Source organism: Flavobacterium sp. N2038, from assembly GCF_025947185.1.
GTDB lineage: Bacteria > Bacteroidota > Bacteroidia > Flavobacteriales > Flavobacteriaceae > Flavobacterium.
In genome coordinates this window covers 2,940,557-2,967,013 of sequence record NZ_CP110001.1, presented here as the reverse complement: position 1 = coordinate 2,967,013, position 26,457 = coordinate 2,940,557, and the positions used below count along the sequence as shown (strand labels likewise).

Annotated in this window: 27 protein-coding genes; 15 read left to right on the top strand and 12 right to left on the bottom strand. The window is 30.7% G+C overall.

Annotation, left to right across the window (positions count from 1 at the left end; genetic code table 11):
• Nucleotides 1-174: 174 nt before the first annotated feature.
• Both OLM51_RS13260 and OLM51_RS13255 read left to right on the top strand, forming a co-directional pair.
• Nucleotides 175-897 carry a hypothetical protein gene (locus OLM51_RS13260; RefSeq protein WP_264551080.1) on the top strand — a complete coding sequence of 241 codons (723 nt, stop codon included), beginning with the start codon at nt 175-177 and terminating at the stop codon, nt 895-897.
• A 278-nt stretch (nt 898-1,175) separates the two neighbouring features.
• Complete coding sequence (locus OLM51_RS13255) at nt 1,176-3,875, top strand: TonB-dependent receptor (protein ID WP_264551079.1); 2,700 nt, start codon at nt 1,176-1,178, stop codon at nt 3,873-3,875.
• A gap of 91 nt (nt 3,876-3,966) precedes the next feature.
• On the opposite strand, the gene OLM51_RS13250 is transcribed toward OLM51_RS13255, so the two are convergent.
• Entirely contained in the window at nt 3,967-4,611 is a 645-nt protein-coding gene (locus OLM51_RS13250; RefSeq protein WP_264551078.1) for a DNA-binding response regulator, read from the bottom strand.
• Between the two features lie 479 nt (nt 4,612-5,090).
• Here OLM51_RS13250 and OLM51_RS13245 point away from each other — a divergent pair, with 479 nt between their 5' ends.
• The 3 genes from OLM51_RS13245 (at nt 5,091) to OLM51_RS13235 (ending at nt 8,338) form a co-directional block, all read left to right on the top strand.
• The gene (locus OLM51_RS13245; protein WP_264551077.1) at nt 5,091-5,924 is read left to right on the top strand and encodes an ATP cone domain-containing protein; all 834 of its coding nucleotides are present in this window, start codon (nt 5,091-5,093) and stop codon (nt 5,922-5,924) included.
• 1 nt (nt 5,925) lies between these two features.
• The gene (locus OLM51_RS13240) at nt 5,926-7,281 is read left to right on the top strand and encodes an MBL fold metallo-hydrolase (protein ID WP_264551076.1); all 1,356 of its coding nucleotides are present in this window, start codon (nt 5,926-5,928) and stop codon (nt 7,279-7,281) included.
• A 205-nt stretch (nt 7,282-7,486) separates the two neighbouring features.
• Entirely contained in the window at nt 7,487-8,338 is an 852-nt protein-coding gene (locus OLM51_RS13235; protein ID WP_264551075.1) for an aldo/keto reductase, read from the top strand.
• Between the two features lie 166 nt (nt 8,339-8,504).
• Here the strand turns inward: OLM51_RS13235 and OLM51_RS13230 are convergent, their stop codons facing one another.
• Nucleotides 8,505-8,693: a hypothetical protein gene (locus OLM51_RS13230; RefSeq protein ID WP_264551074.1), complete on the bottom strand. Its 189-nt coding sequence runs from the start codon at nt 8,691-8,693 to the stop codon at nt 8,505-8,507.
• Nucleotides 8,694-8,794: 101 nt separating this feature from the next.
• Nucleotides 8,795-8,953, bottom strand: coding sequence for a response regulator (locus tag OLM51_RS13225; RefSeq protein ID WP_264554292.1), 159 nt, complete (start codon nt 8,951-8,953; stop codon nt 8,795-8,797).
• 534 nt (nt 8,954-9,487) lie between these two features.
• On the opposite strand from OLM51_RS13225, the gene OLM51_RS13220 reads away from it, so the two are divergent.
• The 8 genes from OLM51_RS13220 (at nt 9,488) to OLM51_RS13185 (ending at nt 16,046) form a co-directional block, all read left to right on the top strand.
• On the top strand, nt 9,488-10,339 hold the full coding sequence (locus OLM51_RS13220; RefSeq protein ID WP_264551073.1) for a phosphatase PAP2 family protein: 852 nt from the start codon (nt 9,488-9,490) through the stop codon (nt 10,337-10,339).
• Nucleotides 10,326-11,846 carry a phosphoethanolamine--lipid A transferase EptA gene (gene eptA, locus OLM51_RS13215; protein WP_264551072.1) on the top strand — a complete coding sequence of 507 codons (1,521 nt, stop codon included), beginning with the start codon at nt 10,326-10,328 and terminating at the stop codon, nt 11,844-11,846. The genes OLM51_RS13220 and eptA overlap by 14 nt, the downstream gene beginning before the upstream one ends.
• A gap of 182 nt (nt 11,847-12,028) precedes the next feature.
• Nucleotides 12,029-12,592, top strand: a complete 564-nt coding sequence (locus tag OLM51_RS13210) for a hypothetical protein (protein ID WP_264551071.1) — start codon at nt 12,029-12,031, stop codon at nt 12,590-12,592.
• Nucleotides 12,593-12,596: 4 nt separating this feature from the next.
• Complete coding sequence (locus OLM51_RS13205; RefSeq protein ID WP_264529042.1) at nt 12,597-12,890, top strand: winged helix-turn-helix domain-containing protein; 294 nt, start codon at nt 12,597-12,599, stop codon at nt 12,888-12,890.
• A gap of 66 nt (nt 12,891-12,956) precedes the next feature.
• The gene (locus tag OLM51_RS13200) at nt 12,957-13,886 is read left to right on the top strand and encodes an SGNH/GDSL hydrolase family protein (RefSeq protein WP_264551070.1); all 930 of its coding nucleotides are present in this window, start codon (nt 12,957-12,959) and stop codon (nt 13,884-13,886) included.
• A 1-nt stretch (nt 13,887) separates the two neighbouring features.
• Complete coding sequence (locus OLM51_RS13195; RefSeq protein WP_264551069.1) at nt 13,888-14,358, top strand: hypothetical protein; 471 nt, start codon at nt 13,888-13,890, stop codon at nt 14,356-14,358.
• Nucleotides 14,359-14,531: 173 nt separating this feature from the next.
• Nucleotides 14,532-14,669, top strand: a complete 138-nt coding sequence (locus OLM51_RS13190) for a DUF1203 domain-containing protein (RefSeq protein WP_264551068.1) — start codon at nt 14,532-14,534, stop codon at nt 14,667-14,669.
• 54 nt (nt 14,670-14,723) lie between these two features.
• Nucleotides 14,724-16,046 carry an amidohydrolase family protein gene (locus OLM51_RS13185; protein ID WP_264551067.1) on the top strand — a complete coding sequence of 441 codons (1,323 nt, stop codon included), beginning with the start codon at nt 14,724-14,726 and terminating at the stop codon, nt 16,044-16,046.
• Nucleotides 16,047-16,560: 514 nt separating this feature from the next.
• On the opposite strand, the gene OLM51_RS13180 is transcribed toward OLM51_RS13185, so the two are convergent.
• The 8 genes from OLM51_RS13180 to OLM51_RS13145 form a co-directional block, all read right to left on the bottom strand.
• The gene (locus OLM51_RS13180) at nt 16,561-16,983 is read right to left on the bottom strand and encodes a hypothetical protein (protein WP_264551066.1); all 423 of its coding nucleotides are present in this window, start codon (nt 16,981-16,983) and stop codon (nt 16,561-16,563) included.
• 75 nt (nt 16,984-17,058) lie between these two features.
• On the bottom strand, nt 17,059-17,610 hold the full coding sequence (locus OLM51_RS13175) for a hypothetical protein (protein WP_264551065.1): 552 nt from the start codon (nt 17,608-17,610) through the stop codon (nt 17,059-17,061).
• Nucleotides 17,611-17,624: 14 nt separating this feature from the next.
• The gene (locus tag OLM51_RS13170; RefSeq protein ID WP_264551064.1) at nt 17,625-18,464 is read right to left on the bottom strand and encodes a hypothetical protein; all 840 of its coding nucleotides are present in this window, start codon (nt 18,462-18,464) and stop codon (nt 17,625-17,627) included.
• A gap of 68 nt (nt 18,465-18,532) precedes the next feature.
• Nucleotides 18,533-21,118 carry a hypothetical protein gene (locus OLM51_RS13165; protein WP_264551063.1) on the bottom strand — a complete coding sequence of 862 codons (2,586 nt, stop codon included), beginning with the start codon at nt 21,116-21,118 and terminating at the stop codon, nt 18,533-18,535.
• A gap of 5 nt (nt 21,119-21,123) precedes the next feature.
• The gene (locus OLM51_RS13160) at nt 21,124-21,591 is read right to left on the bottom strand and encodes a DUF4280 domain-containing protein (protein WP_264551062.1); all 468 of its coding nucleotides are present in this window, start codon (nt 21,589-21,591) and stop codon (nt 21,124-21,126) included.
• A 38-nt stretch (nt 21,592-21,629) separates the two neighbouring features.
• Nucleotides 21,630-21,989, bottom strand: coding sequence for a DUF4280 domain-containing protein (locus OLM51_RS13155; RefSeq protein WP_264551061.1), 360 nt, complete (start codon nt 21,987-21,989; stop codon nt 21,630-21,632).
• Nucleotides 21,990-22,037: 48 nt separating this feature from the next.
• Nucleotides 22,038-23,246, bottom strand: coding sequence for a hypothetical protein (locus OLM51_RS13150; RefSeq protein ID WP_264551060.1), 1,209 nt, complete (start codon nt 23,244-23,246; stop codon nt 22,038-22,040).
• Nucleotides 23,247-23,527: 281 nt separating this feature from the next.
• Nucleotides 23,528-23,938 carry a helix-turn-helix domain-containing protein gene (locus tag OLM51_RS13145; RefSeq protein WP_264551059.1) on the bottom strand — a complete coding sequence of 137 codons (411 nt, stop codon included), beginning with the start codon at nt 23,936-23,938 and terminating at the stop codon, nt 23,528-23,530.
• 181 nt (nt 23,939-24,119) lie between these two features.
• On the opposite strand from OLM51_RS13145, the gene OLM51_RS13140 reads away from it, so the two are divergent.
• Entirely contained in the window at nt 24,120-24,680 is a 561-nt protein-coding gene (locus OLM51_RS13140; protein WP_264551058.1) for a hypothetical protein, read from the top strand.
• A 184-nt stretch (nt 24,681-24,864) separates the two neighbouring features.
• Here the strand turns inward: OLM51_RS13140 and OLM51_RS13135 are convergent, their stop codons facing one another.
• Nucleotides 24,865-25,839 (bottom strand): hypothetical protein, encoded by a 975-nt coding sequence (locus tag OLM51_RS13135; RefSeq protein WP_264551057.1) that lies wholly within the window; start codon nt 25,837-25,839, stop codon nt 24,865-24,867.
• A 311-nt stretch (nt 25,840-26,150) separates the two neighbouring features.
• On the opposite strand from OLM51_RS13135, the gene OLM51_RS13130 reads away from it, so the two are divergent.
• Nucleotides 26,151-26,417 carry a hypothetical protein gene (locus OLM51_RS13130; protein ID WP_264551056.1) on the top strand — a complete coding sequence of 89 codons (267 nt, stop codon included), beginning with the start codon at nt 26,151-26,153 and terminating at the stop codon, nt 26,415-26,417.
• The last annotated feature ends 40 nt before the right edge of the window (nt 26,418-26,457 follow it).

Genomic DNA, 26,457 nt, shown 5'->3' with positions numbered 1-26,457 from the left:
AATAGAGATTTACAAAGAGCTTATATATTTGTGAAAAAAGCATGACGGTTTTCAAGATTTGCAGTTAACATATTACTCTTATTTAAAACATGTATTTTTCAAGATTTTTGAACATCTTGTTAGCCAATTATAAATTGTTAACTGCCTCTTTTTAGCCATTAAAATAGATAAAAAATGAAGCAATACAATTATTTTATCCTGTTTTTCTACAGTATTCTTCTGTTATTCTCGGTTTCACTAAAAGCACAAGTCGTTGTTGATGGTGATCTCAGCGAATGGGGTGATACTAAAAAAATGCAGTACGATAACGATAACCAATTGTATTATACTTTTAAAAAAGACAATCAGTTTCTTTATTTAGGGATATTAAAAAATAAAAATGCTTCCAAATTTGACGGGGGCGGTGTGCAGGTTTTTTTCTCAGATAAAAAAGCTGATACAACTGGCCTGCAGGTGGTATTTGCTAGTAAATTGAAAGATCCCGCTACCAATAAATCTCTAAAAGAAACTCACGATTTTTTTTTGGTAAGAAATCTAAACGGTGTTGTAAGTCAGACATTATCAACTTACAACGAAACCGGTATTATCGTAGAATGGAAAGTTACTGACATTGAATATTTTGTAGTGAGAAATTCAGTATTAGATGATAGAGCCACTCCTGCTAATCCAAATGTTTTTACCGCCGAAATTCAAATTCCTTTAGAGTATTTAAAGAAGTACAGTGTTAATAGCACTACTCTTCAATTCGGAATCTCACTGCGCGGTCTTTCTTATACTTTAAACATGCGGTCGTTGCCTATGATAGATAACGGTCCTAAAAGCATCTATCAAAAAGAGTTTTGGGATAGTATGACACCAACATCTTTTTTTGGATCCATTGATTTAAAAGCATTATAAATGCTGATTCATTATAAATAATCAATTGCATGATCTGAAAAAGGGTGTGAGTATCCATCGAAAATTAACCCTTCTGTCGATCCTGATTTTCCTTGGCAAGAGTATAATTAAGTACATTAAAAAAACACTATTAAAATAGGTTGTAGTAGTTTTTTTAAAATATATTTTCTAAACAAAATTACATTTTGATTAATCAATTCTACAGAACTTTAATAACAAGAAAGTCTCATTTATGGCTGGTTTTTATAGTACTCAGCTTTCTTTTTAGTAATTCAAATTTGATAGCTCAAACAACTCCTTCTGTCGTGCGAAATGTAACAGGTATACTGCGTGATTCATTAAATAAACCAATAAGCGGTGCAGATATTCGATTGATATCGGCAAAAGATACACTAAAAACGGCAACTAATATTTACGGATTTTATGGTTTTGCAAAAGTTCGTTCCGCTGATTTTCTTATAAGTGTAAAAGCATTAGGACATCAGTCTTTCAATCGAAAGTATTTTAATAACGATACCAAAACACTGATTAATTTGCCGCCTATTCGACTTGGGATAAAAGAAGAACAGCTGGAAAATGTTACTATCACCCGAATAAAAGGACCAGCGATAAAAGGTGATACTACTGAGTTTTGGGCTAAAGATTATATTGTTAGAGATTTTGCAAGGCTTGAAGATTTGTTAAAACGAATGGAAGGCATACGAATTGATGCTAACGGAACAGTGTTTTATAACGATGAAGAGGTTGTAAAGGCACTTTTTAACGGTGCCCAATATTTTAACGGATCGGTTAAAGAAGCCATAAAAGAACTGCCTGCGGATATTATAGAACGCATTCAGATTATTGATATGGATGAATCAGGCAATACATCCAAAAAGCTTAAAACCGAAAAGTCCGTCAAAGTAGTAAATATTGTAACCAAAGCCGATAAATCTGCAGGAAGAATGCTTGACTTTACCGGCGAAAATGGTTCTCGATCCCGAATGCGTGCTGCAGCAAGTATAAAAAATATTGATCAATTCAATCAATTTTCGACATATGCAAATTATCAGCAAGAACCTTTAGGCATCAGGAGTACGACAGTTCCGGGTTCATTAGCGAAGCAGAATCTTACCTTAATGCGCAGTAATTTTGATGTTACAAATGGTCAGTTAAAAAACATGAACGCTGGAATTGGGAAAAATTTTAAATTAAAAAAAATAAATTTATTCAGTGATTTAAAATACTCTCGTACTATAAATAAAAATTCTGTTAAATCAATTGGCGAAAATTATTATGAAGACGGTAATTTGTACAAAGAAACAGTAAAAGTATCTTCTTCTGAAAATGATAATCTAAGTTTCACTAATAATTTTTCTTCTAATTTTGAAAACGGCAGCAGTCTTCTTGGATTTCTGAATGTAAGTGTTGCTGCAAATGACTCAAATTTATCCAATCAAAGTCTTCAGTCGGGATTAATTAATAATTTTGAAGATGCAAATTCTATCGTTGATTCCAAAAAACTAAACTATAATTTCAATACACAATATCGTAATACTATTAGTCAGAATTTATTTTTTAATCTTTGGATAATGAGTAATTATACCACCAATAGATCAAAAAACAATTCGATTACCAATATTTACAAAGACATAATAAATTTTGTTGCTGTAGATAGTACGCTTCATCAGTTTAAAAATATTAAAAACAGGAATTTTACAAATTCGATCAAAAATGATTTAAATTGGAATTACAATAAACAATTGAAATTTAAAGCTAGTCTTAATTTTGACAGTAATGCTAATTTAAATGATACCAACACTTCGATAGCCGAAAATGAATCTGTTAGCTATGATCCTAATTTGAGTTATTTTCAAAAAGATGCAACCTATCAGATTCCTGTTTCTTTTAAAACGGAATATGCTCTGCAAAATGGTTTAACAATATCACCTGTTTTTGGAATGAGAAATAATTGGATAAAAGGAGTAATTGGACTCGAAAGAAACAAAGTAAACCGCTATGATTTTCTGCCCGAAACAGCGTTTGATATTGCATATAATAACAGTAAATTTGGGAGATTACGCATTTTAGTTTCTCAAAATTTCAGACAGCCTTCATTAAGCGCGCTAAATCCTATACCCAATAATACAACTCCTTATTATACAACTATTGGAAATCCTAATTTAAAAAATTCGGAAATACTAAATTATAACATTACCTACAATAATTTTTTTAAAAGACTCCAGCTTAATACCTCGATAAGGTTTTTATCTACTGCTTCAAAAAATGGTGTTGGAGCTGTAACAAGCACGATTGTAGATCCAGATAAAAACACACTTACAACAGTTAATACTTTTGCTAATATTGACGGTCAAAAATCCAGGCTGATAAACTTTAATTTAGGTAAAAGCTTATCAGTATTTGATTCCAATCTTCAACTAAATGGTTTGATTTCACAGTCAAATAATCCATACTTTCTAAATGAAATGCTCGAAATGCGAAAATCAATGTTACAAAACTGGAAGGCAGATTTTGTATTTCATCCTAAAAAATGGTTAGAAATTACCACAACACTTGAATATTCATCTCAGGTAGATCGTAATTCTGCGTCTCCGGTTAAGACATTCAATCAATTGTTTAATGGTAATTTAAACCTTAGTCTGTATTTTGCCAAAACCTGGAATATGAATTTTTATTTGCAGCAAAATATAAATCATACTTCAAATAGTGAACAAAAAATGACTCCATTTGTTTTGAATATGAATATCGAAAAACGAATTTTTAAGCAAAAAAACGGAATTATCAGTTTTGTTGTAATGGATTTAGCCAAACAAAATTATCTTATCAACTACACTAGTTCTGATAACGGTTATCAACAAAGTCTTACCAATAGAAATAGTAACTATTTCCTGCTTCAATTTTCCTGGCAGCCGCAAAAGTGGGGGAAAAGCCAATTTGATAACGGACAGGGCAGAAAAGGTAATGGCAGCTTTAAATAAGACAATGAAGCATTAGGACACATTAATTTAAATTTAAAATGATTTTATTGATTTTAATGTGTTATTCAATATTTCTTAAAAAGTTTTAATCTTATACTAAACCTTCTTTTCTAACTTTATCTAGCAACAATTCGTCGCTTTTTGCATTAAAAAGTTCTTTTAGTTTACTTTTTCGTTTTTCTATGGCGCTTAATGATAAAGGAATAAACTTCACCATGTTTTTTGTTCTCACCCCTTGAGAAAGACTCTGTAGAATTTTAAAATCTAGTTCATCAAGAGTAAAAGCTTGCTTTTCGGCCGTAATTTTTAAAGCTGTTGCAGTAAGACTATAAAACAAAATACCCGAAAGAACAGTGTCTAATGCTTTTAGGATGATCTCAGAAGTGACATCTTTTTTAATTAATAAACCATGAAAGGGAATGCTTTTTAAAATAGAAAACAACTTTGCTTTATTTTCGGATATTTCCAGTATAATTTTGGTCTTGGGAAACTTGCTTTTTATTAAAATAGTTAGTCTATCTCCTGAAATATGTAAATTATCATTTGAAGGAGATAATTCAAAGTCAATAAAAACCACATCAAACTTACAGCTGTTTAAAATTACCAGAGCTTCACCATAAGATTTGCCAATCTGTGAGTTTATTTCATAACTATTATTATCGAAAAAAATTCTTCTGTAAGCTTCCGTAATGATTGGATGGTCACCAATTATTAAAACGTTTAGTTCCTTTTTCAAAAATTGTGTCAGATTAGAATTGATGTATAGTCTCTTGATAATTATATAGTAAGTACCAAAAAAGCGATTTATCCCCTAGTTAAACAGCTTCTTTTTATAAGTTTTTTTTTACCAGACAGAAAAAGAGCAGTTAAATTATGCTTATTAAGCCACCTAATTAATCTTTTTTCTTTAGATATTGATTAAGCAGATTACAGGAGTTAAGTATCATTAATTAGGATTTAAAAGGTAATAGTTGTAAATTAGAACTGTTTATTTGTTGAAAATCAGATGTGTATTAAGAATTATTGTGTTTTGGTAAAACAATTCTAAAAATGAAAACTGAATAAAACCAGGCGGTTAGATTTTACAGACGAAAAAAAACTACAATACTTTTAGCATTAGAAAATATTAAATTTTTGAAATATAAAATCAGCTTTAACTGATGAACACTATTTTCTTTTTAATTAAACGGAATTATCTAATAAAATTCGTTTCACATGATGAAAATAATAAAGCATTCTGGACACAAAGTACCTTTTGATAAAGAAAAACTAAAAAGTTCTCTTAAAAGATCCGGAGCTAGTTCTGATTTGATAAAGGAATCTTTGGCAGAAATAGAAAAACAGATGTATGATGGTATAACTACCAAGGAAATCTACAAATTAGCCTTTGAAATTTTAAAGAAAGCGTCAAGTGGGCATGCAGCGCGCTACAACATCAGATTAGCATTGCAAATGCTTGGTCCGGCAGGGTTTTTCTTTGAAAAATTCATTTCTAAATTGTATGCTGCAGATGGATTTAAGACCAAATTAAATTTAACGTTACAAGGAAAATGTGTGTCGCATGAAGTTGATATAGCAGTTATGAAAAACAACAAGATAACTATGATTGAATGCAAATTTCATGGCAGTAAAGAAGGATCTTCGGATGTAAAAGTTCCTATGTATATTCTTTCACGTTTTAACGATCTTAAAGCAATAAAGCACACCATTTTTTCTAACAGTGAAACTATAGATTCTTGTATTATAGTAACCAATAATCGTTTTACAAAAGATGCACAAGATTTTGCTAATTGCAGCGGTATCTCTATTTTAAGTTGGGATTATCCACAAGATAATAATCTCAAAAATATAATAGACAGAAGAGCTTTATATCCGATTACCTGCCTTACAACGTTATCAATGATCGAAAAAGAAAAATTACTTATACTGGATCAGATACTTGTAAAAGATCTTATCAGTGCTCCCGACAGTCTTTCTAAAATAGGACTTAGCCAAAATCGGATTAAAAACATACTCAACGAAGCTGCAGAAATTTGTAAACATAGATAAGATGAAAGTTAAATTTATAGGAGGCGCAGGAACTGTAACGGGTTCAAAAACCCTCATTGAAACCGAAAATAGCAGAATATTGATCGATTGCGGTCTCTTTCAGGGCATTAAATCACTCAGAGAATTAAACTGGGATGCATTGCCCATTTTACCCTCGACTATAGATTGTGTCCTGCTTACGCACGGACATCTGGATCATTGCGGCTGGCTTCCCCGATTAATATCTCAGGGATTTAATGGTAAAATTTATTGTACCAGTCCGACAAAATCAATCGCTAAACTTGTTCTTTTAGACAGCGCAAAAATACAGGAAGAAGAAGCCAATAGAGCCAATAAAGAACAATACTCTAAACATGAACAGGCAGAACCGCTCTATACAGTCGAGCAGGCTCAAGCGGTAACTTCTTTTTTTAAAATTGTTCCGCCCAATACAGCTGTAGAAGTGGCAAACGAAATTACTGCTGTTTTTGAAAATGCAGGACATATTATAGGAGCCTGCAGTATTACACTAACTCTCGACGGCAAAACTTTAGTGTTTTCTGGAGATATTGGTCGTGATGATGATGTGCTGATGTTTCCGCCAACAAAACCTGTAATGGCTGATTATCTTTTTCTGGAAAGCACCTATGGAAACAAACTGCATCCCGATTTGGACGTAAAAAGTGAACTGGAAACATTAATTAATAGAGGTATAAAACAGAAAGGGACTGTAATTATTCCGGGCTTTGCTGTAGAAAGGGCACAATCTGTAATGTTTTTATTATGGCAGCTTAAAACAGAAGGCAGGATTCCCGATATTCCTTATATACTGGATTCTCCAATGGGAGCCAGTGCACTTCAGGTCTTTCTGGAATATTTACAATGGCATAAACTTTCTGCTGATGACTGTCATAAAATGTGTAAAATGTTTACCATTGTCTCTGAGTTTGAAGAAACCATGCGCATTATTGATAATCCGGAACCCAAAGTAATTATTGCCGCAAGCGGTATGGTGACAGGCGGACGTGTATTATCGTATTTTGAACATTACATCAGTCTTGAAAAAACGATGATTATTTTTGTGGGATATCAGGCCGAAGGTACCCGTGGAAGAAAACTCCTGGAAGGAGCTCATGAAATTAAGATATATGGAAATTACTATACTGTAAGAGCAAAAATTTTTCAGATAGAAGGACTTTCTGCACATGGAGACCAAAAAGACCTACTAAACTGGCTGTCTGCTCTTAAAAACACTCCCAAATGTATTTATTTAGTTCATGGCGAAAACCTGCCTGCAGATGAACTGAGAATTAAAATTCAGAATCAATATCATTTTAAATGCAATGTCCCGTTAATGGGGAATGAAATTGAAATTTAACCAACCAGAATCACTTGGTAATTAAAATATTTTATATGTGAGTTATAAGCAATAGATTTTCTAAAGGTAACCAAATGTAAATATTGATTTAAACTACCGTTAGCTGTTAATCAGTAATATTGGTAAGAGATACCGTAATTCATATAACAACAGGAATATAATTAGTTTGGAAATTTGCAAAAGAGAATTTTAAAATCACACTAAAATGAACAATATAAAATTAAACAATGGTGTTGAAATGCCAATTCTGGGATTTGGTGTTTTTCAGATGCAGGATATGGCAGAATGTGAACAGGCTATAGTAGATGCAATAGAAGTAGGGTATAGGTTAATTGATACAGCTGCTTCTTATATGAATGAAGAAGCTGTAGGAAAGGGGATTAAAAGAAGCAGTATTGCAAGAGAAGATTTGTTTATTACCACAAAACTTTGGGTAAGTGATTCGGGTTATGAAAATACCAAACACGCTTTTCAAAAATCTTTGGATCTTTTACAATCGGATTATCTTGATTTATACCTGATCCACCAGCCTTACGGAGACATCTATGGCTCTTGGCGTGCAATGCAAGAATTGTATAAAGAAGGAAAGGTTAAAGCCATTGGTGTTTCTAATTTTCATCCTGACAGAATTATGGATCTAGTTGTTAACACTGGTTTTGTTCCGGCTGTGAATCAGATTGAAACTCATCCATTTCATCAGCAGAATGATACTCAAAAGTTTCTTCAGGAAAATAACATTCAAATTGAATCCTGGGGACCTTTTGCAGAAGGAAAGAATGATATTTTTCAAAATGAAATTCTAACGGTAATCGCTCAAAAATATAATAAATCAACGGCACAGGTTATTCTGAGATGGCTGACTCAAAGAGGAGTAGTTGCCATTCCAAAATCAGTACGCAAAGAAAGAATGGCCGAAAACTTCAACATATTTGATTTTGAACTTTCAGGTGAAGACATGAATGCAATCAAAACTTTAGATACCAATGCAAGTCTGTTCTTTGATCATAGAGATCCAAATATGGTAAAATGGCTGAGTGAACGAAAACTAAGCAGATAACCTTCCATGTATAAAGGGCAAAACTTATATAATTTCTGGTATTTACGTATTTGTTAAATATCTGAATTGATAATGCGTTGTAAATTAAAAACCTCCAAATTCATTTGATTTTGGAGGTTTTTTGATTTGAAAGTATAAAATTTTGATCTAGAATGCCTAAGTAAAGTTAACGAAAAGGCAAGAAAACTGTATTTTCATTACCAATTAAAAAAAGGAGCAGATCTAATTCCTTTTTGGTCAGATCTAATTTCGTATCATTAACTGTTGCGGATTTTGAGAAAATCTCAACTACTATCTCATTGAAAGTAATGCTGTTGTTTCCTTTGAAATTTTTGCGACGAATAAGTGCCTGCATTCGAACCAAAAGTTCTGAGAGATGAAAAGGCTTAGTCAAATAATCATCTGCTCCAAGGTTGAATCCTTCCAGACGTGTTTCCAGCGTTTCTTTAGCAGAAACTACAATAACTCCATCAGTTTTGCTTTTTTTTTAAGTTCCTTTAGTATATCAAATCCATCATCATCAGGTAACATCAGATCAAGAAGTATGCAGTCGTAATCATAGGAATCAATTTTGCTTATTGCCAAATCATAAGTTTCGGCTGTTCCATATTGGATTCTATTGGTTCTAAAATAATTTTTTGATACTCTGAGTAATTTCGAGCTCTTTCCCTATAATTAAAATCTTCATGCTACAAGTTTATAGATTTTAAGCACAATCAAAAATCTCAAAAAAAACTCCTTCATAGAATATGTCTTGTTGTGCTACAATTAAAACTCTTAGTGGCATTTGTGTGACCGGGACTTTAATAATTTCCCCAAAAAATATAACTGATGAATTATGATTATATAATTAGTTAAACAAGCGAATAATCTTCAGTTCTATTGTGCTGTAAATTAAGTATATGTTAAGCTAATACTATGAATGGATTATGTTTTCTAACAAATTGAAATTGTACGATAAAAAAAATCTAATCACGCAGAAATTCTAAATTTCTTCAGAATTGATCAATTGTTTTATCCTTTTAAAAAGTAAAACATGAACAATTCAAGTCTTTCCGTTGCCCGTTTTTGTCTCATCGAAGAACGCAACTTTTACCAGTTAATTTTAGAGAACCCATTAAAGGATAAAAAAATAATGCAGAAAATACAATGAATACATATATCATTAATAATTATTCAAGACTTAAGCCTTTTTTATTTTTTCTGCCTCTATTTTTCCTGGCGACTATTGTTCTGTTTTTGTATAGTCAAAATGCTTTAAATGAAAAGCAGTATATACAGATTCAAAAAGACAGTTTCTATTTTATTAATCATCATTTGGGACATTATCCAAGTTTTGAATATAATCTTACTCAAATAGGTGACGCTCTTGTTTTTTTATCATTTTTAAGTGTTTTATTTGTGTATGCTTCTAAACTTTGGGAAGCTTTAATTTCTGGTTTGTTGGTTTCTCTTTTGTTTTCTTGTTCGCTTAAAAAATTATTTTCAGTACCAAGACCTGCTGCTGCGTTTAACAATGAGACTTTTTTTATTGTTGGCAAAACATTGTCCGGACACAATAGTTTGCCATCAGGGCATTCGATTGTAATTTTTACAGTGCTTACAGTTTTACTTTTTGCTTTTATGCCTCAAAATCTCAAAATGAAAGTTTTATGGTCTTTTGCAATCGTAATTTTAGGATTGTTTCTTGCCTTTACCAGAGTGGGAGTGGGAGCACATTATCCTCTTGATGTTATTACAGGAGGAATTATTGGATATATGTCGGGATTATTGGGTATTTTTATAAGCCGAAAATATAGAATCTTCGCTTGGATTAAAAATAAAAAATACTATCCAGTATTTGTTGTTTTGTTTCTTATTTGCAGTATTTGCCTGATTAACAAAATAATTAATGAAGATTTAATCATCTTTTATTTAGCATTCATTAGTTTAGTCATTTCACTTTATAAAATTACTACCGTTTCCCTATATGAAATTACAGCCGTTTATGCCAAAAAGTAATATAAAATTAACTCATTTTGTTTTACTGATGAGTTTTTTGAATTTTATATTCTTTCATCTGCCTTTTTATACTTATGTTTTTAATCATGTTGATTATAAAAGCTGGAACGGTGTTGTTTTGATTATCAGTCTGGTAATACTCATGCTGGTTTTAAATGCCTTTGTTTTTTATCTGATATTTTCTCTGTCGCGTTATCTTGGAAAATTCTTATTGGTTTTATTTTTTATGATTAATGCTGTTGCTGTTTACTTTGTGAATACCTACAGTGTTATAATAGACGAAACTATGATTGGTAACGTGCTTAACACCAATTATGAAGAGTCCAGCAGTTTTTTCTCCTTCAAATTGATTCTATATCTGGTCTTTTTTGGTATTCTTCCGAGTATTTATATCATTAAAGCCAATATGATAAATATTGCCCTGAAGAAATTCTTAACGCTCTCTTCTCTGACTTTATTATTTATTGTCGTTTTGATATTTGCCAATGCAAGCAACTGGTTATGGATCGATAAAAATTCAAAGCAGTTGGGAGGTCTTGCCATGCCTTGGTCTTATTCGGTAAATACTTCACTTTTTTATATCCATAAATACAAGAAAAATGAAAAAGAAATTTTACTGCCAAATGCTGTCGTAAAAGATAATCAGAAGTCAGTTGTGGTTTTAGTGATTGGAGAATCGGCAAGAAGTCAGAATTTTTCGCTGTATGGTTATAAGAAAAACACCAACCCGCTGCTTTCCAAAACATCAAATTTGTTTCATTTTAATGCCAATTCCTGTGCTACCTATACAACAGCCGGTGTAAAATGCATATTGGAACATAAAAACTCTGATGATTTATATGAAATCCTACCTAACTATCTCTATAGGAATAATGTAGAGGTCGTCTGGAGAACAACAAATTGGGGAGAACCTCCGGTACATATTGAGAAATATCAAAACAGGGATGTTTTAAAGAAAGACTGCAAAGGCGAGATATGTAATTATGACGAAGTTCTTTTAACGGGGTTAAAAGAGCAGATTATGGCAAGTAAAAAAAATAAAATACTTATCATACTGCACACGAGCACAAGCCACGGGCCTACGTATAGCAAGAAATATCCACCTTCGTTCGAGACTTTTAAACCAGTTTGCAACAGCGTTGAACTTGGAAAATGTTCGCAGGAAGAGCTCGTGAATGCTTATGATAATACGATTGTTTACACAGATTATATCCTCTCGAAAGTAATTGAAGACCTAAAGGAGTTAAAAGAATATAAAAGTGCCATGATTTTTGTTTCAGATCACGGGGAATCTTTAGGAGAAAAAAATCTCTATATGCATGGAGTGCCAATAAGTTTTGCGCCAAAAGAACAATACCAAATCCCTTTTATTGTCTGGGTATCTGATAATTCAAAACAGCTCAAAGCCATTAAAACAGTATCGCAGAATCATGTGTTTCATAGTGTTTTGAATTTTTTAAACATCCAAAGTCCTGTTTATGATGAGCAGATGAATATTTTTAAATAGAAAATAAAGAGAGGCTATTAATCTAAAGTTATTGAAGTTGCCAAAGAAAGAATATTTGATCAAAGTAAATTCCAAAACACACATACAAACGAGCTAAAAATTAAATTCTAAAAATTTAGCCATAAAATTTGGTTTGTATTGCAAACTACTTTACATTTACAAAGTAAATTAATATCTTCTTTATGGAAAAAGAAATCAAATTAACACCAGAACAGAGTTTGAAACTTATTACAGAAGTAATTAATCAAACAAAAGAAAACATCAAGTCACATAGCTTTATATTTTTGCTTTGGGGTTGGACTTTGGCTACGGCAAGTATTTTTCGTTTTTTGATTCAAACGAAAACCGACTTTAAATACTATTTTTTGCCATTTCCTATTTTGGTTGCTATTGCGTTGATAATAACAGTTAATTACAACCGAAATAAAACATCAGAAACTCATTTGAATTTTTTCCTTAAAAAACTTTGGATGGTTTTGGCTTTTGGATTTATTGCCATAGTATTTGTAAGTGTATATCAAAAAATTGAACCCTTTACTTATACATTGATATTAGCTGCAATTGGCACAGCAGTTTCCGGAATGGTAATGAAATTTAAACCGTTGATATTTGGAGGTGTTTGTTTTCTTATTGCCTCTATTTGTTGTGTTTTTATTACAGACGAATTCAAAGTTCTGCTTCACGGTTTTGCAATTATTGTAGGTTATTTAATTCCGGGATACATACTTAAAAATTCAAAATCATAATCGAATGGCAGAGACTTTTGAGGAACTAGACCCTGTTTTGAATGCACCTGTTCGTTTGGCTATTGTTTCAGCACTAGTAAAAATGAAACAAGCTGATTTTGGTTATCTGCAAGAAATAACCAAAACAACACAAGGTAATTTAAGTCATCAGATAAAGAAACTAAATGAAGCAAAATATATTGAAGTAGAAAAAACATTTAAAGGAAACTATCCGCAAACAATTTGTAAACTGACAAAAACAGGGAAAAATGCCTTTGAAAATTATGTAGAAACAATAAAAAAGTATTTACATCTCTAATTTTTTTGTTTTTTTGGTTTGCATTACAAACTAGAATTATTTACAAACTAAAATTATTTAATTATTATGAAAACAGTAAACAAAGTATTTCTCACGCTACTTTTTTTAAATAGTATAGGAAATGTAAACGCACAAGAAAAAACAACTAATAAAATGGAAACAAAAAAAATGGAAACAAAAAAAATAGCATACGCGGACAAAATATTGCTTCATATGCACCCGGAAAAGTTCTTGAATTTTTTACCAAATTTAAATGATGAGCAAATTGCACAGCTATACGGTATGTCAATAGAAGAATATCAATTAGCTAAAAAAGTTTATGACGACCAGGCCCGAAATACAGCATCAGAACTTTTGACAAATTCAGACTTTACATTTAAAATTGATAAGCTCCCTTTCAAGAAAAATCAGACTGTTTTAGTAATTGGCGAAAGTACAGCAGATGCTTTAAACTCCTGGGTTTATATTTTGCAATATCTTTTAAATCAAAGACGACCACAAGACAATATTCGTATAATTAATGCTGCGATTTCAGGACAAACTACAACAGAAGCACTTCGTAAAATAACAGCACAAATAAAATTAAGTCCCGATTGGGTAATTTGTCATTTGGGCACAAATGATTGTATGCGTTATGGGAACCAAAAAACATCTGTTTCTTTAACAGAGACGATTGCAAACCTAAATGCTATAAAAGAAATAATTAATAAAGACACAAAAGCAAATATTGTTTGGCTTACACCAGCATCCATTGACGAGAAAAAAGCAGAAAATTTTCAGCCATTCAAAACGCAACAATTGAGTGTGAAAAATTCAGATTTAAATGAAATTAGTAAATATTTGAAAGGCCAACCAGAACCTGTAATTGATTTAACAGAAGAATTTGGAAATCCTGTAAATCCTGAATTCGTTCAGTATGATGGTATACACCTTACTATTGAGGGGCAAAAAGCAATAGTAAAATCTTTAATCAATACATTATCAAACATAAAATAGTATGAAAACGAAATTGACAAACCCGATTTTAATTGCCTGTATTATCTTTTTAAGTATAAGTGCATCAGCAGGGCTTTACGAACATTTATTTGGCATTCCGGAAATGCTAAAAAGCCCGTCAACAATGATAACCAAAAGTAATAACAACTTGGGACAAGCCATAAAATTTTGGATACCCGTTCATCTTTTGATCTTACTTACAATGGTGTCATCATTAATTTTTAATTGGAAAATCCCAACTCGAAAAAAATTAGTTCTATCAGCATTCATCTGCTATATGTATATCACAGTAATAAGTATATTCTTTGCAAAAAAATTAGAACTATTTAAAAATATGACAGACAATATTGACTTTCAACAGCAGACAAGTCTTTGGATAACAGTTTCGTGGCATAGACCAATTTTGATGATGATAATAGAAATATTATTGCTTATAGCACTTTCACGTCCTGTACTATACAAACAAGTATGATGGGGAAACAGAAAATGGCTATAATGTTTATTTATAGCTTTTTAATGTTTTGTTTAGTAGCATGTTTTGTGTCGTTTTACCATCTTATTTTACCAATACAAAAATTAGCAAGAAACGGGTTTTTAATAAGAAGAACAGCATATAAGTTTGTTTTGATTTAAAATATAAAAAATATGAAAAAATTTAAAATTGTTCCGTTGTCTAAAGAGTTTGTAAGTGCAGAAATCTTTGAAACAAAAAGCGATGTTGAATATCTTCACGCAAGAAATTCAGAAGCTTCTTGTTTTATTTGTAAAATCGAAAGGGTGTAGTTATGTGCTTTCAAAAATTGAAATAATTGTAACAATCAGCAAAATTTGTAGTCTTTGATACTAATTATTTACATTTCACCAGAATCAAAACTAACTAATTCACTATATATGAATAATATCGTTCGCACTTTCCTGACGTTTTTTATTGTCTTGAGTTTACACTGTAGTGTTGTTAATGGACAAGAAACCAAACAAACTAAAAATGCTTTGGCGTTCATCAATGCCACTATATATGTTTCGCCAACCGATCCGGCAATTCTTGAAGGAATCGTAGTTATTGAGAATGATAAAATAATTGCAGTCGGTAAAAAGAACAAGGTAAAACTACCAGATAACGCTAAATTAATTGATTGCAAGGGTTTAACAATTACAGCGGGATTCTGGAATAGTCACGTCCATTTTACCGATCCAAAAATTGCCAATGCGCCAAGTTTAAGTAATAGTGAATTATCTGCCTACCTTGAACAATTTTTAATCAAATATGGGTTTACCTATGCCTTCGATATAGGTTCATTTCCAGAGAATACAAATAACATAAGACAACGAATTAACAGTGGTTCCATCTCAGGTCCTCTCATTCTAACTACCGGCCTTCCACTTACGGCTGAGGATGGCACTCCTTTCTATGTAAAAGCAATGAATATAAAATTGCCAGAACTGACTTCTATAGATATCGCTGCAAAAATCGTAAACCAAAATATCGCCGATGGTTTAGATGGAATAAAAATATTTGCGGGATCTCCTATGGGACCTGGTAAGGCCGAAAAGATGATGCCTGTAGAAATTGCGAAAGCAGTTATCAATACTGCCCATAAAAAAGGCAAACTTGTCTTTGCACATCCTTCGGTAAATGACGGGATTTTAGTTTCATTAGAATCCGGTATCGATATACTGGCACATACCACTCCTGACGGCGGCCTGCCTTGGGATAATCAAATGATTCAACAAATGGTTAAAAAGAATTTATATCTGATTCCAACATTAAAACTTTGGAAATGGAGTTTACTCAATAATAATCAATCTCCACAGCAAATTGAAGATTTTGTTTCTATCGCTATCAGACAAGTAAAAGATTTTAACGAAGCAGGAGGGAATCTTTTATTTGGAACAGACATTGGTTTCATGGATGATTTTGATCCAACAGATGAGTATGTTTATTTGCAAAAGGCACGACTTAATTTCCGACAAATTCTGGCAATGCTTACTACAACACCCTCAGAAAAATATGGTTTTTCAAAGCAATATGGCAGACTTGCTGTTGGCATGACCGCGGATATGGTGGTTTTTAAGAGAAATCCAGAACTAGACATCAGAACTTTGTCGGATGTAAAATATACGGTTAGAAAAGGTGAAATTATATATACAAAAACAGACTGATTATAAAATTATAAGTAGCACTTGTTTAAAATGGCGCAAAGTCAGTCCCGAAGGCTTTCGGGATTGCGCAACGTAAAGAAGAATACTTCGTAGAGCGGGGGTGAAAACCTGCCTGCAGATGAACTGAGAATTAAAATTCAGAATCAATATCATTCTAAATGCAATGTTCCGTTAATGGGGAATGAAATCGAAATTTAACCAACAATTGCTTAGTGTTTTTTGTTTTGAAAACCAATGGTTTAGTCGAATATAGAGCTCCAAAATTAGTATGATCCGTAACTTTAGATTTTAAAAAACCAGTGAAGTTAATTCACTGGTTTTTTTATGGATAAATTTATTTTTATTATAAATTCCTATTTTTAAATCTGTTATGATATAATTTACGAGCAAGGATTACAAATCAGCGCGATCGGGTTAAAAGAAACTTATTTTCCCCATTTTTTTATCATTATGAAATGCTTCAAAGGTTATATTCACTTTGTCAAAATATATAATCTTTATCAAGTCTTTTTCTTTAATCGCTCTGTAATCTTCGCGCTCCACATAGATTCTTTTTTTTTTCATCATTAAAAATGTTTGTTAAAAACACCTTATAATATTCTGAGTTATAGCCACTATCATTTGTATGAGTGAGGGTATCTTTACTTTGCACCTTAAATTCAGCTTCTATATAATCAATATTACATGTATTAATTTCTTTATTCAAATAAACGATACTATGTATTGAATTAAAAATAAGAAATCCTAAGAATGATAATATAATAATTAATATAAATTTTACAATTAGGAATTCAACCCAATTTATAAATAAACAATAAAGAAAAGCAAAAAAGAAAGATAATAAAACAAAAATGATAAGACTCGAGTTTCTAATATCTTTATTGAATATTTGACTAATAAATAGCATCTCATCTTCTGTAATTTTCCTTTTTTTCATCTGAATTTTTGCTTACAGAACGAACAAGTTTTCCATTTACATAATTTTATACTTTGTAACCCTCTCATAACATTACTATAATTTCCATTTTTTTATGGTAAAAAAATGAGCATATTCCAATTCTTGATTATTATGCACAGCTCTTGAACTAATATTTATTGTCTCAAAATATGTGATTGTTATTATTTCATTTTCTTTTACTTTTTTATAATCTTCTTCGCATATATAAATTCCTTTTCTTTGATGCTTTTCATTTATTAGATATAATCTAAAATAATGACTATCAGACGCAGAATCAGAAGTGTAAGTGTAATTATCTTTTCTCTGAATGGTAAACTCTTCGGTTATTTTGTATATTTTTTGATTTGTAATCCTTTTATTGATAATGATTTTTCCATATAAAAAGTTTGTAATCACTAATCCTAAAATAGAAATAACATATATAGATAATAAATTATCTAAACGACTGTGAAATAGAAATAAGTCAATAAAAAAGATTAAAAAATAAATTGGTAATAACAGAAAAGTTAGAATAAATGGCATTATAATTAATGATTTCCATAAACTTTTATTAAATGTTTTTTTTACAAAATCAACTTCTTCTATCTTAATTTTCTCTTTTAGCATTTAGTAATTTATAATTAAAATACTTCTAATTGTTCTTTATTTTTTGGAAGGTAAAATAGATAATTAAAGGATCCTTCTCCATCACGTTTCCCTTCTATAAGTGGAGGAACAGTATACCTATAAAGATACTGATTTCCATCCTCATCTTTGGTTTTACTAACAAATCTCACTAATTTGTTATTGGCGTAAAATTTTATTTCATAATTGTCCAGGGGATACAATTTTTTAATTTGAGAAAGATTCAAATCATTTAGTAATTTTTTAGTTTCTTCTCTTGACATATATTCAACATCCGATTGGATTTTAAGACTACCTTTCATTAATTCAAAATATTTTTTTGAATCTTTGGTTTCTAATATGTGATAGAATTTATTTACTGTTTGTTTTAATAAATCAGATTGCTGAGATAAATCTTGGGCATCTTCTAAAATATAGTTATAATTCCAAGGAACTTCTGCATTAAATGGGATTTTGATTTCAAAGTAAGGAAGTTTTTCATCTTTTATTTCTTGAGGTAACTGAAATTTTACTGACTGAATATATTGACCAAGGCCGTTTTCACCGACAATATTGTTATAACCAAGATCCAGAGATAAATCAACTTGTTCGCTAAGATGTATCTGATTACTAATTGGTGTCAATTTAATTTTTAAATTTTGTTCTCCGCTTTTTAAAATATAACAGTTCAAAGGTATTTCATTTGTCATACCGCCTTTTACACTATAGCTAAATACAGGTATGTCGTTAAGCAGCAATTCAAAATCACAAGCTTGAATTTGTAGTTTCACACTATAGTATGGTTTAGATGTATATGTTTTTTTATTATCAAAAATTTCTTTTTTTATCAATTCCATGTTGGTTTTATTAGTTTGCGAACAAATTTCAAAATGTATAAATAATGCTAAAATGAATATTATATATTTCATGATTCTATCAAATACTTTTTACCTTTTACAAAATCATCTTTTCTATCTAAAACATTGTATGTGTCTTTATATTGTATTTGATTGTTTTTACCTTTTGCTGTTATAATGCATACAATATTAATTCCCATAAAATCACATTTAGCTTCTACAAATGTTCCTTTCTTATCATGTCCTATGCTTGCTTTAGGCTTTATAGATGTAACAGCATATGCTTCAGCTTGGATCTCGCCATCCACACTGAAAACTATAGCATTTAAATTTACTTTAACTTTCCCGGATAAAACTAGTTTGAGTCCAAGTTCACCATTTAAATTTAGATTAGAACCACCTTTTTCTGCAAGTGCATATTCGAATTCTACATTTACTTGTCCAAATATTGTAAGCATAAAGTTTAATTCAGCTCCGGCAGTATTTAATGCTATTTCAATCGCTTTTACCGCCTGGCCAAATGCAGGAACATAAGAAACTGCAGCTATTATATCTAATGAAATATCTCCCTTTAATAAAGGATTAAATCTTAAAGCAATCTTTCCATCAGTATAGACTTCATTTGTTTCATCTTTTATTGCTGCTTGCCATTTTGCTCCAACGCTGATGGCAGGATAATCAATTGTACCGACAATTGGTGATTTTAAAAATTTTCCAAGACCCTTGACAGCACTCTTGTGTCCGGAGTTTATTTTATCAATATTGGTTAATGTGTCTAAACCTTCTTTCAATGACAAAAGTAGTTCCAAAAATTTTTTTATTTTCTGAGCATATTTATCTGCTAATTCTATTTCTTCGCCTTTATTATACTCTGCTTTAAGAACTAATTGAAACTCTAGTTCCATTCCATTAGCTCTTTTCTCCATGCCATAGGTATTAATTCGTCCCGCTTTTTTAGCTTTCTCAAAAGAATCACTATGTCTGGATTGAGGCTTTTTTTCGGCTTTCTCTTCATCGCTGTTTCTTGGGTAGGTTGGAAGATTTGTATGTGTGTACTGTTCAGGGCCTTTCATTCCAAATCTAAAATCCAATGTCCATTTTACATCAGGATAAGCAATTATATTTATTCTTTTGTCATGTCTACAAGATAAAGCTCTCAATTCTAAAGCATGGTTATTATCATCCCGCAGACTAACAGGCCAAATATACTCAAACATTTTAAGAGAGGTCATCTCGATAAGATTATCATTGCTAGGATGATAATTAAATGCAGCTTTAAAATTTAATGTTTTACCATCATTTTTGGTTATTTGATAGTTTTCAGGAGTTTTTAATATGTTTATAGTACTTTTTCCGTGATCATTAGATTTGCCATTAAATCGACATTCTTTTGTTTCCAGATCGTTTAATTCTATTGCATAATCTTTAAAGTGATCTGTATCTGCACAAATAATAGGTATGTTGTATGTAAGAGGGCTTACCATATTCCTTTCTTTGAAAATAATTTTGTTTTTCTCTTTTTCGGTTTCAGGAATTATTTTCAATTCAATTGCATTGTACTTGCAAGGATGATAAGCACTTTCATTCGTTTCTACAGCACCAATTATTGAAACATTATTACTTACTTCTTTAGGTGCGTCAAGAATTAGACTATTTTTTACAACACTTAAATAAGTTCTATCAAAGTCTTCAAAATAGACATCAGTCTCAATTGATTTTATAGTAGGAAAAATTTTTAATTCTTTTCCACCCTCTTTTCCCCAATTGGCATCAACAAATATTTCTACTTCTATTTTTTGAACATATTGTTCTTTTTCTATAATATTATCTGTTGTACTTTGTCCACTTTTTATCAATTCAGAAACCTGTATTTTACCAGAATCATTTTTCTTCGCTTTTAACACATTCACTTCACGTTCAAAAGTAGATTTACCTGAGAAAGTCAATTCATCGTTACCAGTAAACAAATCGCGGTCTATTAATTTTATTTCTACTTCTTGTCCATACATGCCAGAAGTATAGATATGTAATATTACCTTCGACATAAAACCAATACTTCCAACAATTGGCTGATATTCGAAATCTGTCCATTGTGTTCGCAATATTTTAGGTATCCCTTTTGCTTTTACTAATATTCCATTTGGTATTTTCCCAGATGGACCTTCTTTTTCATCAAATGCCTCAAGCCAAGCCATTCCGCCTCCTACCAAAAGTGCAGGAAATAGAACCTTTTGTTTGCCATTACTTATTATTTGAGAAATACCTTTACTAAAGGATTCATTATGAGATAATTTGTTGTAATCTAATTTATTACCAACCAACTGCCAGCACCAATTTATATTTTCATATTTCTCTATAAGAGCTTGGGATTCTTTATTCAATTTTTCCCAATCCTGCATATTGGCTTCATAATTTTCTTTTAATTTTCTTTCACTCCAGCCTTCTTTTGCACGCTGTTCCCATTTTTGTCTGGCAAATTCAATTGAACTTTTCTTCTTTTTTTCTAATTCTTTTATCTTTTTTTCATCCTCCTGATACTGCTTGATAGTCACGAAAACAGAACCTTCATTATTTAAAATAAGAGTTCCGGTTGAGGCATCATAAGTTTGCCCTTTTTCTAATACTGGAATTAGATTTAATTTGTTATCGTTCATTTTGTTTACGGGTTAGGTATTTGCAATTCTCCAACTTCGTCAATACTTAAATTCATTGCCGGATTAATTACCTTAATGACTTCGGGATCAGAATTTTTAATATTTTGCTTGGTAACTTCACAGGTTTGTCCAGGATTTATAATTTCAATACACGCGCTTCCCGCTACGGCACAAGTTGCTTTACTATTTTCTAATAAAGGCTTACCATTATTACTCAGAGTAATTTTATCATAAAAGCCGTCCCATTTGGTAATTGTTGGAGAACAAGGGCTGTTGTTTGCTTTTGAGCAACTTCCAAAAGTATTTTTTTCAAAAGTTTGTCCAATATCTTTATTGGTTGCTGTTAACTTTGATTTTGCTTCCCAATCATTTATATAATGTTTCTTTTGTGTTTTTACTTTCAAAGTATCGGGTGCTGTACCAAATTGGCATTTACAAATTGCACCTTGACAAACTAAATGTACTTCGCTCATTATTATAATTAATTAAATTATTTTATGCAAAAATTAAGCTACTCAAGATCTGTAATTTTCAACTTTCCTGCCTCTTCAATAACACAGTCTTGTCCGGAATTAACAATTGATATAAGTCCACCTTGTTTACAAAGCAGTACTGATTTTGTTGTAATGTATTTTCCTTCGGTAGTTCCACTATTTGCTGTATTTATCCATTTTTTTTCTGCCGCTTCAAATTCACATCCCTTTTTATGAAGACTGCAGAAAATAAAATCGCAAATATTTGAATTGTTTTCAAGTATAGGATTCTTATCCTCAATCTTGAATCCATGCTCTTCTGAATTTAGAAAAGTCGATTCTATACTTCCGTATTTGCATTGTATTGTCGCACTATCTACCACTATATAATCTACCATCTTAAATAATAATTTAAAAGTTAATTTAGGCTCACTTTATTACATCTGCTAATTACCCCAAAATTCATCCCAAAATCCTCGCTTTTTTATGCTCTTTTCATTTATAATTTCGGCGTTCCAATCTATTTCTTTTGACATTGGAATTTGTACTTCCTTTTGTTCTTTTTTCTTTACTCTTTCGTATGTTTCAAACTCGACAGAAGATATTGTTTTACTGTTTTTTCTTGTATTTATAAATCCAACAATAGAAAATATGCTGTTATCACTATGATGTAGTTTATATTGAAAATCCATATTGTTATGAATTCCTTCTTCTAACTTTCCAACTTGAAATTCTACTTTCTCTAAATTGATTTCTGTATTTTTTGAAGTATAATCATGTAGTTGATCTTGTAACTTTGAATTTTCGTCAAAATTTACTTTGGATCTTACAACTCCCTTACGTCTAACAAGGATTTTAGATGTTGCGCTCTGAAATTCATCAATACTTTGAACTATTTCTAATTCAGAATCATTTTTTGTAAATGACAAATCAGATGAATAATTTTGATATATAGGTGCAAAATAAATAGTGCAAAAAGGATGTTCAGTTAAATTTCTCTTTAATCGTGATGCTGATTGAATACTTTTTTCAAACGAAGAGAGTAATTTGGTTATAACATCACCACCTTTATAATATTCAAGAATAGAAGGTTTCAGTACTTCCCATTTCTTTTGTATCACTTCAATATTAAGTATTTCGTGTATTTCACCATCATTATTTAAAGCCATCACTATTGGATATAGTGCCTTAGAGGTTTTATCAGCTAATTGTTCAATAACCATTTCTGGCTCTTTATTGTTTATATACACCTGATTAATCTGATATTCTACAATAGAAAAATCATTGTATTTTTTTAAAAACTCAATTTGCGAAGTAAAATGAACTTTGTTTATTAATTGATTATTTTCTTTATAAAGTATTATCGTTCCATATTTCTTCTTTTGACCATTTGAAGCAAATAAACGTAAGCTATTGTTTTTACCTAATTCGATTTTTTTGGGAGTACTAATTTCAGCTAATTGAGTATTCACCTCTAAGGGAGGTAATAAAATATATTCTGCTCTTCTTATAGGCAATCCTAATTCTACTAAATCTGACAATTCACAATATTTATTGTGATATGCTCTTACATCAAAAGCAGGAATTCCAATCTTTGCTGCAATTATTTCGATTGTTTCACCTTTTTGAACTTTATATTTTCTAAAATTATTCATTTAGTATAAATCGTTAAAAAACAAATATAAATAATTTATTACAAAATAAAAATACAATTTGCAGGTATTTCTTGCAAAAAAAAAAGAGATAGAGTTTGTATACAACAAACTCTATCTCTTTCGTAATTTACAACAATATTGTATATTGATTTATAACATCATTAATCTAACAAGTGTAAAAAATATAATCTTACTATATTTAATAATTGATTATGATTTAGATATTAAAAAAAATCATCCAACTAATGGAGGGGTAAGTATGAATAAGAATTATCCTGTAATTATTTGCTGATCAATTTCTCAAGCCTCACCATCATTTCATCTTTCTCTTTCAACATACGTTCGTACAATGCAATCTTTTCTTCGTGAAGTTTTAATAGTTGGTCAATTGGATGAAAAGTGCAATTATCATTTCTTTGATAGCCATACAATACTGAACCATTATCAAAAGTATTAGAAATAATATTTATTGCTTGTTCTTCATCGAAATTTTGAAAAGCTTCAACAGGAATTTTTAATACGGCTGAGATTTGTTTCAGCAGCTTGTCTTCAATTACATCTTTTTGCTCCAGCATCGAAATTTTCTTTTGGTTCCAGTCTTCGCCCAGATCATAAGCCAATGCTTCCTGCTTTATGTTAAGCATTTCTCTAAAACGCTTTACGTTTCTTCCCTGATGTATTTTCTGTTCCATAATGAATTTTGATTTTCTGAAGTTTCAAAGATAAAGCCATTTGGGCTAAAAATCATGAGTTTCAAAGATAAAAAAATATTTCAAAGAAGAATTACTTTGTAAGAATATTATAGGTATTTAGCGAATAGATTATTCTTCTAAAAAGAAAGAATTTCGCTACATATTTTTAAATCTATTGACTATGAAAAAGAGAAAAACACCCTTCGAAACCAGTTTTTGGGCAGGATATTCGGCAGGAAATCCATTTAAGGTCCTTGATGCTTTTTTTACTTTTGCAGATCTCGATTATTATAAACAGAGTTTAAGCGAAGTAGTACTATACAGTTATAAAACAGAAGTCTGCAAACAGGACAATCCTTCGGATATTTTTGTGCTGTATACCGTTATCAAATCTTTCTTCAGAATTTGTTACTGCTTGAAAGAGAAAAGTAAAAAATGGAAAATAGCAGGCTCCTTGCAATCTGAAACGGTTTTTCGTCTTTCTTCCTTAACCAAAGGAGAATACGAGAATCCTTTTGTGGTATTTGAGAAAGCATTTGAAGAAAAAACACTCGAAGAATTTGAATTATTTCTGTATCAAACCCTGGAGCTTTCGTTGTCTCCCCACGCCGCAGATCCCGCCCCAGACTTGACGACGCCTTATATTCACGTGATCAGAATGCTCGACGCAGCAGAACAGATAAGAGAAAGGGGAGTGGAGAAAATCAAGAAAACGGATCGGATTGATCGTGTAATGGGATAAAATATCCCAAACTTTAAAATACGAGAGTATAAAAACTTCAACATCGATTTACACAATCTTGTCATTTCGCAGAATGAAACTCAAGCGATAGAGAGTGGTGTTGTTATAGTAAAAAGACATAAAAGAATCCCACTTCGTTAGAAATGGGATTCTTTCGGAAATTATTAATTTAGAGCTTTTTTAATCACAGTTGTTTTATATCCACTTTTATTACTTCAGAGTGAAATTTAGGAGAATAAAGTTCAAGCTTATTTTGAAAAGGAGCTATGCTTTCAACAATTACATATTTACCTTCTTTTTTCATTTCTATTAACTTATCGATAGTAAAAAAATCTTTAAATTCTGCAAGTGATATTTTTGGTTTTTTTTCAAATAAGTCTCGTACCATTTTATATGTTTCTCTATTTTTTCTATCAAAACTTTCCATAGAGATCGTCGAATCTTTTGTAGTCATTTCCAGTAACTCACTATACGAATAAGATTTTGCTACCTTTCCTGTTTTATCAAAATTGATAACATTAAGTTCGTTTTCTTTCTCAGATAGTTTATTCAGAACTATTTCATTTTCTTTAATGTTAATAATAGTGTAATTACAGTCATTTAAAGTTATGTTTTTTCCAATATCGTTTAGCGTTAGTTCAACTTTATCATATCCAATTAAATAATTTATTTCAAATTTGACAAATCCGGTTATCTTTTCATCTTTAGTATAGTTACTTTTTATGTTTGTTTTAAGATTAATTTTACCATACCCGTTATTTGAGTTGTACAAAGTATTTAATTGAAATTTTTCACCATTTTCCTTGATTAGATTATTCTCTAATAGTTTAATCGATAAAATACCTGTTACTTCTCCATTAAATCGTGTAGTTAAGGCTCCGGATAAAATTAATTGATTTTCATCATTTAAACTTAATTTAGCAGTCTCTTTGGCTAATTTGGTACAAGAGGATATTTCTTCGGGAGTAATTATTTGTTTAAAAAAATCGCCTTCTTTATATTCCACAAATTTAAATGCATTGCGAGTAGTTTTGTTAAATTTTAGAGAGTCTGCTCCGTGTAATACTTTGGTATAAAAGGTTCTTTGTTCTTCTGTTATTTCCTGGCTAAATAGATTATTACTAAATATGAGCAGAAGCAATATGGTTAGTTTGTTCATCTGTTTTTTAATAAATTCTGATTTTGATTTTTAAGATTATGCTGCCCAACTAGTAGAAACGACAGGGTTTATTTATTATCAAATATAAAATAATAAGCTTATAAATCATCAAAAGGTTTTTTTAATTTGTTGCATACTTTTGTATCAATGTGAGTGTAAATTTCGGTAATCTTGATACATTGGGAACGTAACAACTAAGTAGTTGAATTAAAATATGTTAAAACATATGCATATTTAAATTTATTAAGAGGTAATAGTTTTATTCCCTAATGTAGATATAATACTGATTGATAATTTAAAATATTAAAATAATGAAGGTAAGACAGGTAATGTACGCACCTATTGCAGCGCGTCAATATACATATAAATTTAATAGAGAAAACAGAACTGATATTGAAGTTACTGATGAAGTGATTGATGGTTCTCCTTTTGTTTGTATTGATTTTAAGGATACTAAAGGAGAATTAATACATGAGTATTCGTATAAATTAGGACAGATTCAATATTATTTAGCAAAAAGACAGGAGAGCTGGTTACCTATTGCAGATTATCCATTTCCTTCAGATTATGAGGTGTAAAAGTAAAAATATATAAACTGTAAGCATAAGGAATAAAATT

Excerpts from the sequence above, each read along its gene's own strand:
- OLM51_RS13260 (WP_264551080.1), top strand. The coding sequence starts at position 175 with ATGAAGCAATACAATTATTTTATCCTGTTTTTCTACAGTATTCTTCTG.
- OLM51_RS13245 (WP_264551077.1), top strand. The coding sequence starts at position 5,091 with ATGATGAAAATAATAAAGCATTCTGGACACAAAGTACCTTTTGATAAA.
- OLM51_RS13240 (WP_264551076.1), top strand. The coding sequence starts at position 5,926 with ATGAAAGTTAAATTTATAGGAGGCGCAGGAACTGTAACGGGTTCAAAA.
- OLM51_RS13235 (WP_264551075.1), top strand. The coding sequence starts at position 7,487 with ATGAACAATATAAAATTAAACAATGGTGTTGAAATGCCAATTCTGGGA.
- OLM51_RS13230 (WP_264551074.1), bottom strand. The coding sequence starts at position 8,693 with ATGCAGGCACTTATTCGTCGCAAAAATTTCAAAGGAAACAACAGCATT.
- OLM51_RS13220 (WP_264551073.1), top strand. The coding sequence starts at position 9,488 with ATGAATACATATATCATTAATAATTATTCAAGACTTAAGCCTTTTTTA.
- eptA (WP_264551072.1), top strand. The coding sequence starts at position 10,326 with ATGCCAAAAAGTAATATAAAATTAACTCATTTTGTTTTACTGATGAGT.
- OLM51_RS13210 (WP_264551071.1), top strand. The coding sequence starts at position 12,029 with ATGGAAAAAGAAATCAAATTAACACCAGAACAGAGTTTGAAACTTATT.
- OLM51_RS13205 (WP_264529042.1), top strand. The coding sequence starts at position 12,597 with ATGGCAGAGACTTTTGAGGAACTAGACCCTGTTTTGAATGCACCTGTT.
- OLM51_RS13200 (WP_264551070.1), top strand. The coding sequence starts at position 12,957 with ATGAAAACAGTAAACAAAGTATTTCTCACGCTACTTTTTTTAAATAGT.
- OLM51_RS13195 (WP_264551069.1), top strand. The coding sequence starts at position 13,888 with ATGAAAACGAAATTGACAAACCCGATTTTAATTGCCTGTATTATCTTT.
- OLM51_RS13190 (WP_264551068.1), top strand. The coding sequence starts at position 14,532 with ATGAAAAAATTTAAAATTGTTCCGTTGTCTAAAGAGTTTGTAAGTGCA.
- OLM51_RS13180 (WP_264551066.1), bottom strand. The coding sequence starts at position 16,983 with ATGAAAAAAAGGAAAATTACAGAAGATGAGATGCTATTTATTAGTCAA.
- OLM51_RS13175 (WP_264551065.1), bottom strand. The coding sequence starts at position 17,610 with ATGCTAAAAGAGAAAATTAAGATAGAAGAAGTTGATTTTGTAAAAAAA.
- OLM51_RS13170 (WP_264551064.1), bottom strand. The coding sequence starts at position 18,464 with ATGGAATTGATAAAAAAAGAAATTTTTGATAATAAAAAAACATATACA.
- OLM51_RS13165 (WP_264551063.1), bottom strand. The coding sequence starts at position 21,118 with ATGAACGATAACAAATTAAATCTAATTCCAGTATTAGAAAAAGGGCAA.
- OLM51_RS13160 (WP_264551062.1), bottom strand. The coding sequence starts at position 21,591 with ATGAGCGAAGTACATTTAGTTTGTCAAGGTGCAATTTGTAAATGCCAA.
- OLM51_RS13155 (WP_264551061.1), bottom strand. The coding sequence starts at position 21,989 with ATGGTAGATTATATAGTGGTAGATAGTGCGACAATACAATGCAAATAC.
- OLM51_RS13150 (WP_264551060.1), bottom strand. The coding sequence starts at position 23,246 with ATGAATAATTTTAGAAAATATAAAGTTCAAAAAGGTGAAACAATCGAA.
- OLM51_RS13145 (WP_264551059.1), bottom strand. The coding sequence starts at position 23,938 with ATGGAACAGAAAATACATCAGGGAAGAAACGTAAAGCGTTTTAGAGAA.
- OLM51_RS13140 (WP_264551058.1), top strand. The coding sequence starts at position 24,120 with ATGAAAAAGAGAAAAACACCCTTCGAAACCAGTTTTTGGGCAGGATAT.
- OLM51_RS13135 (WP_264551057.1), bottom strand. The coding sequence starts at position 25,839 with ATGAACAAACTAACCATATTGCTTCTGCTCATATTTAGTAATAATCTA.
- OLM51_RS13130 (WP_264551056.1), top strand. The coding sequence starts at position 26,151 with ATGAAGGTAAGACAGGTAATGTACGCACCTATTGCAGCGCGTCAATAT.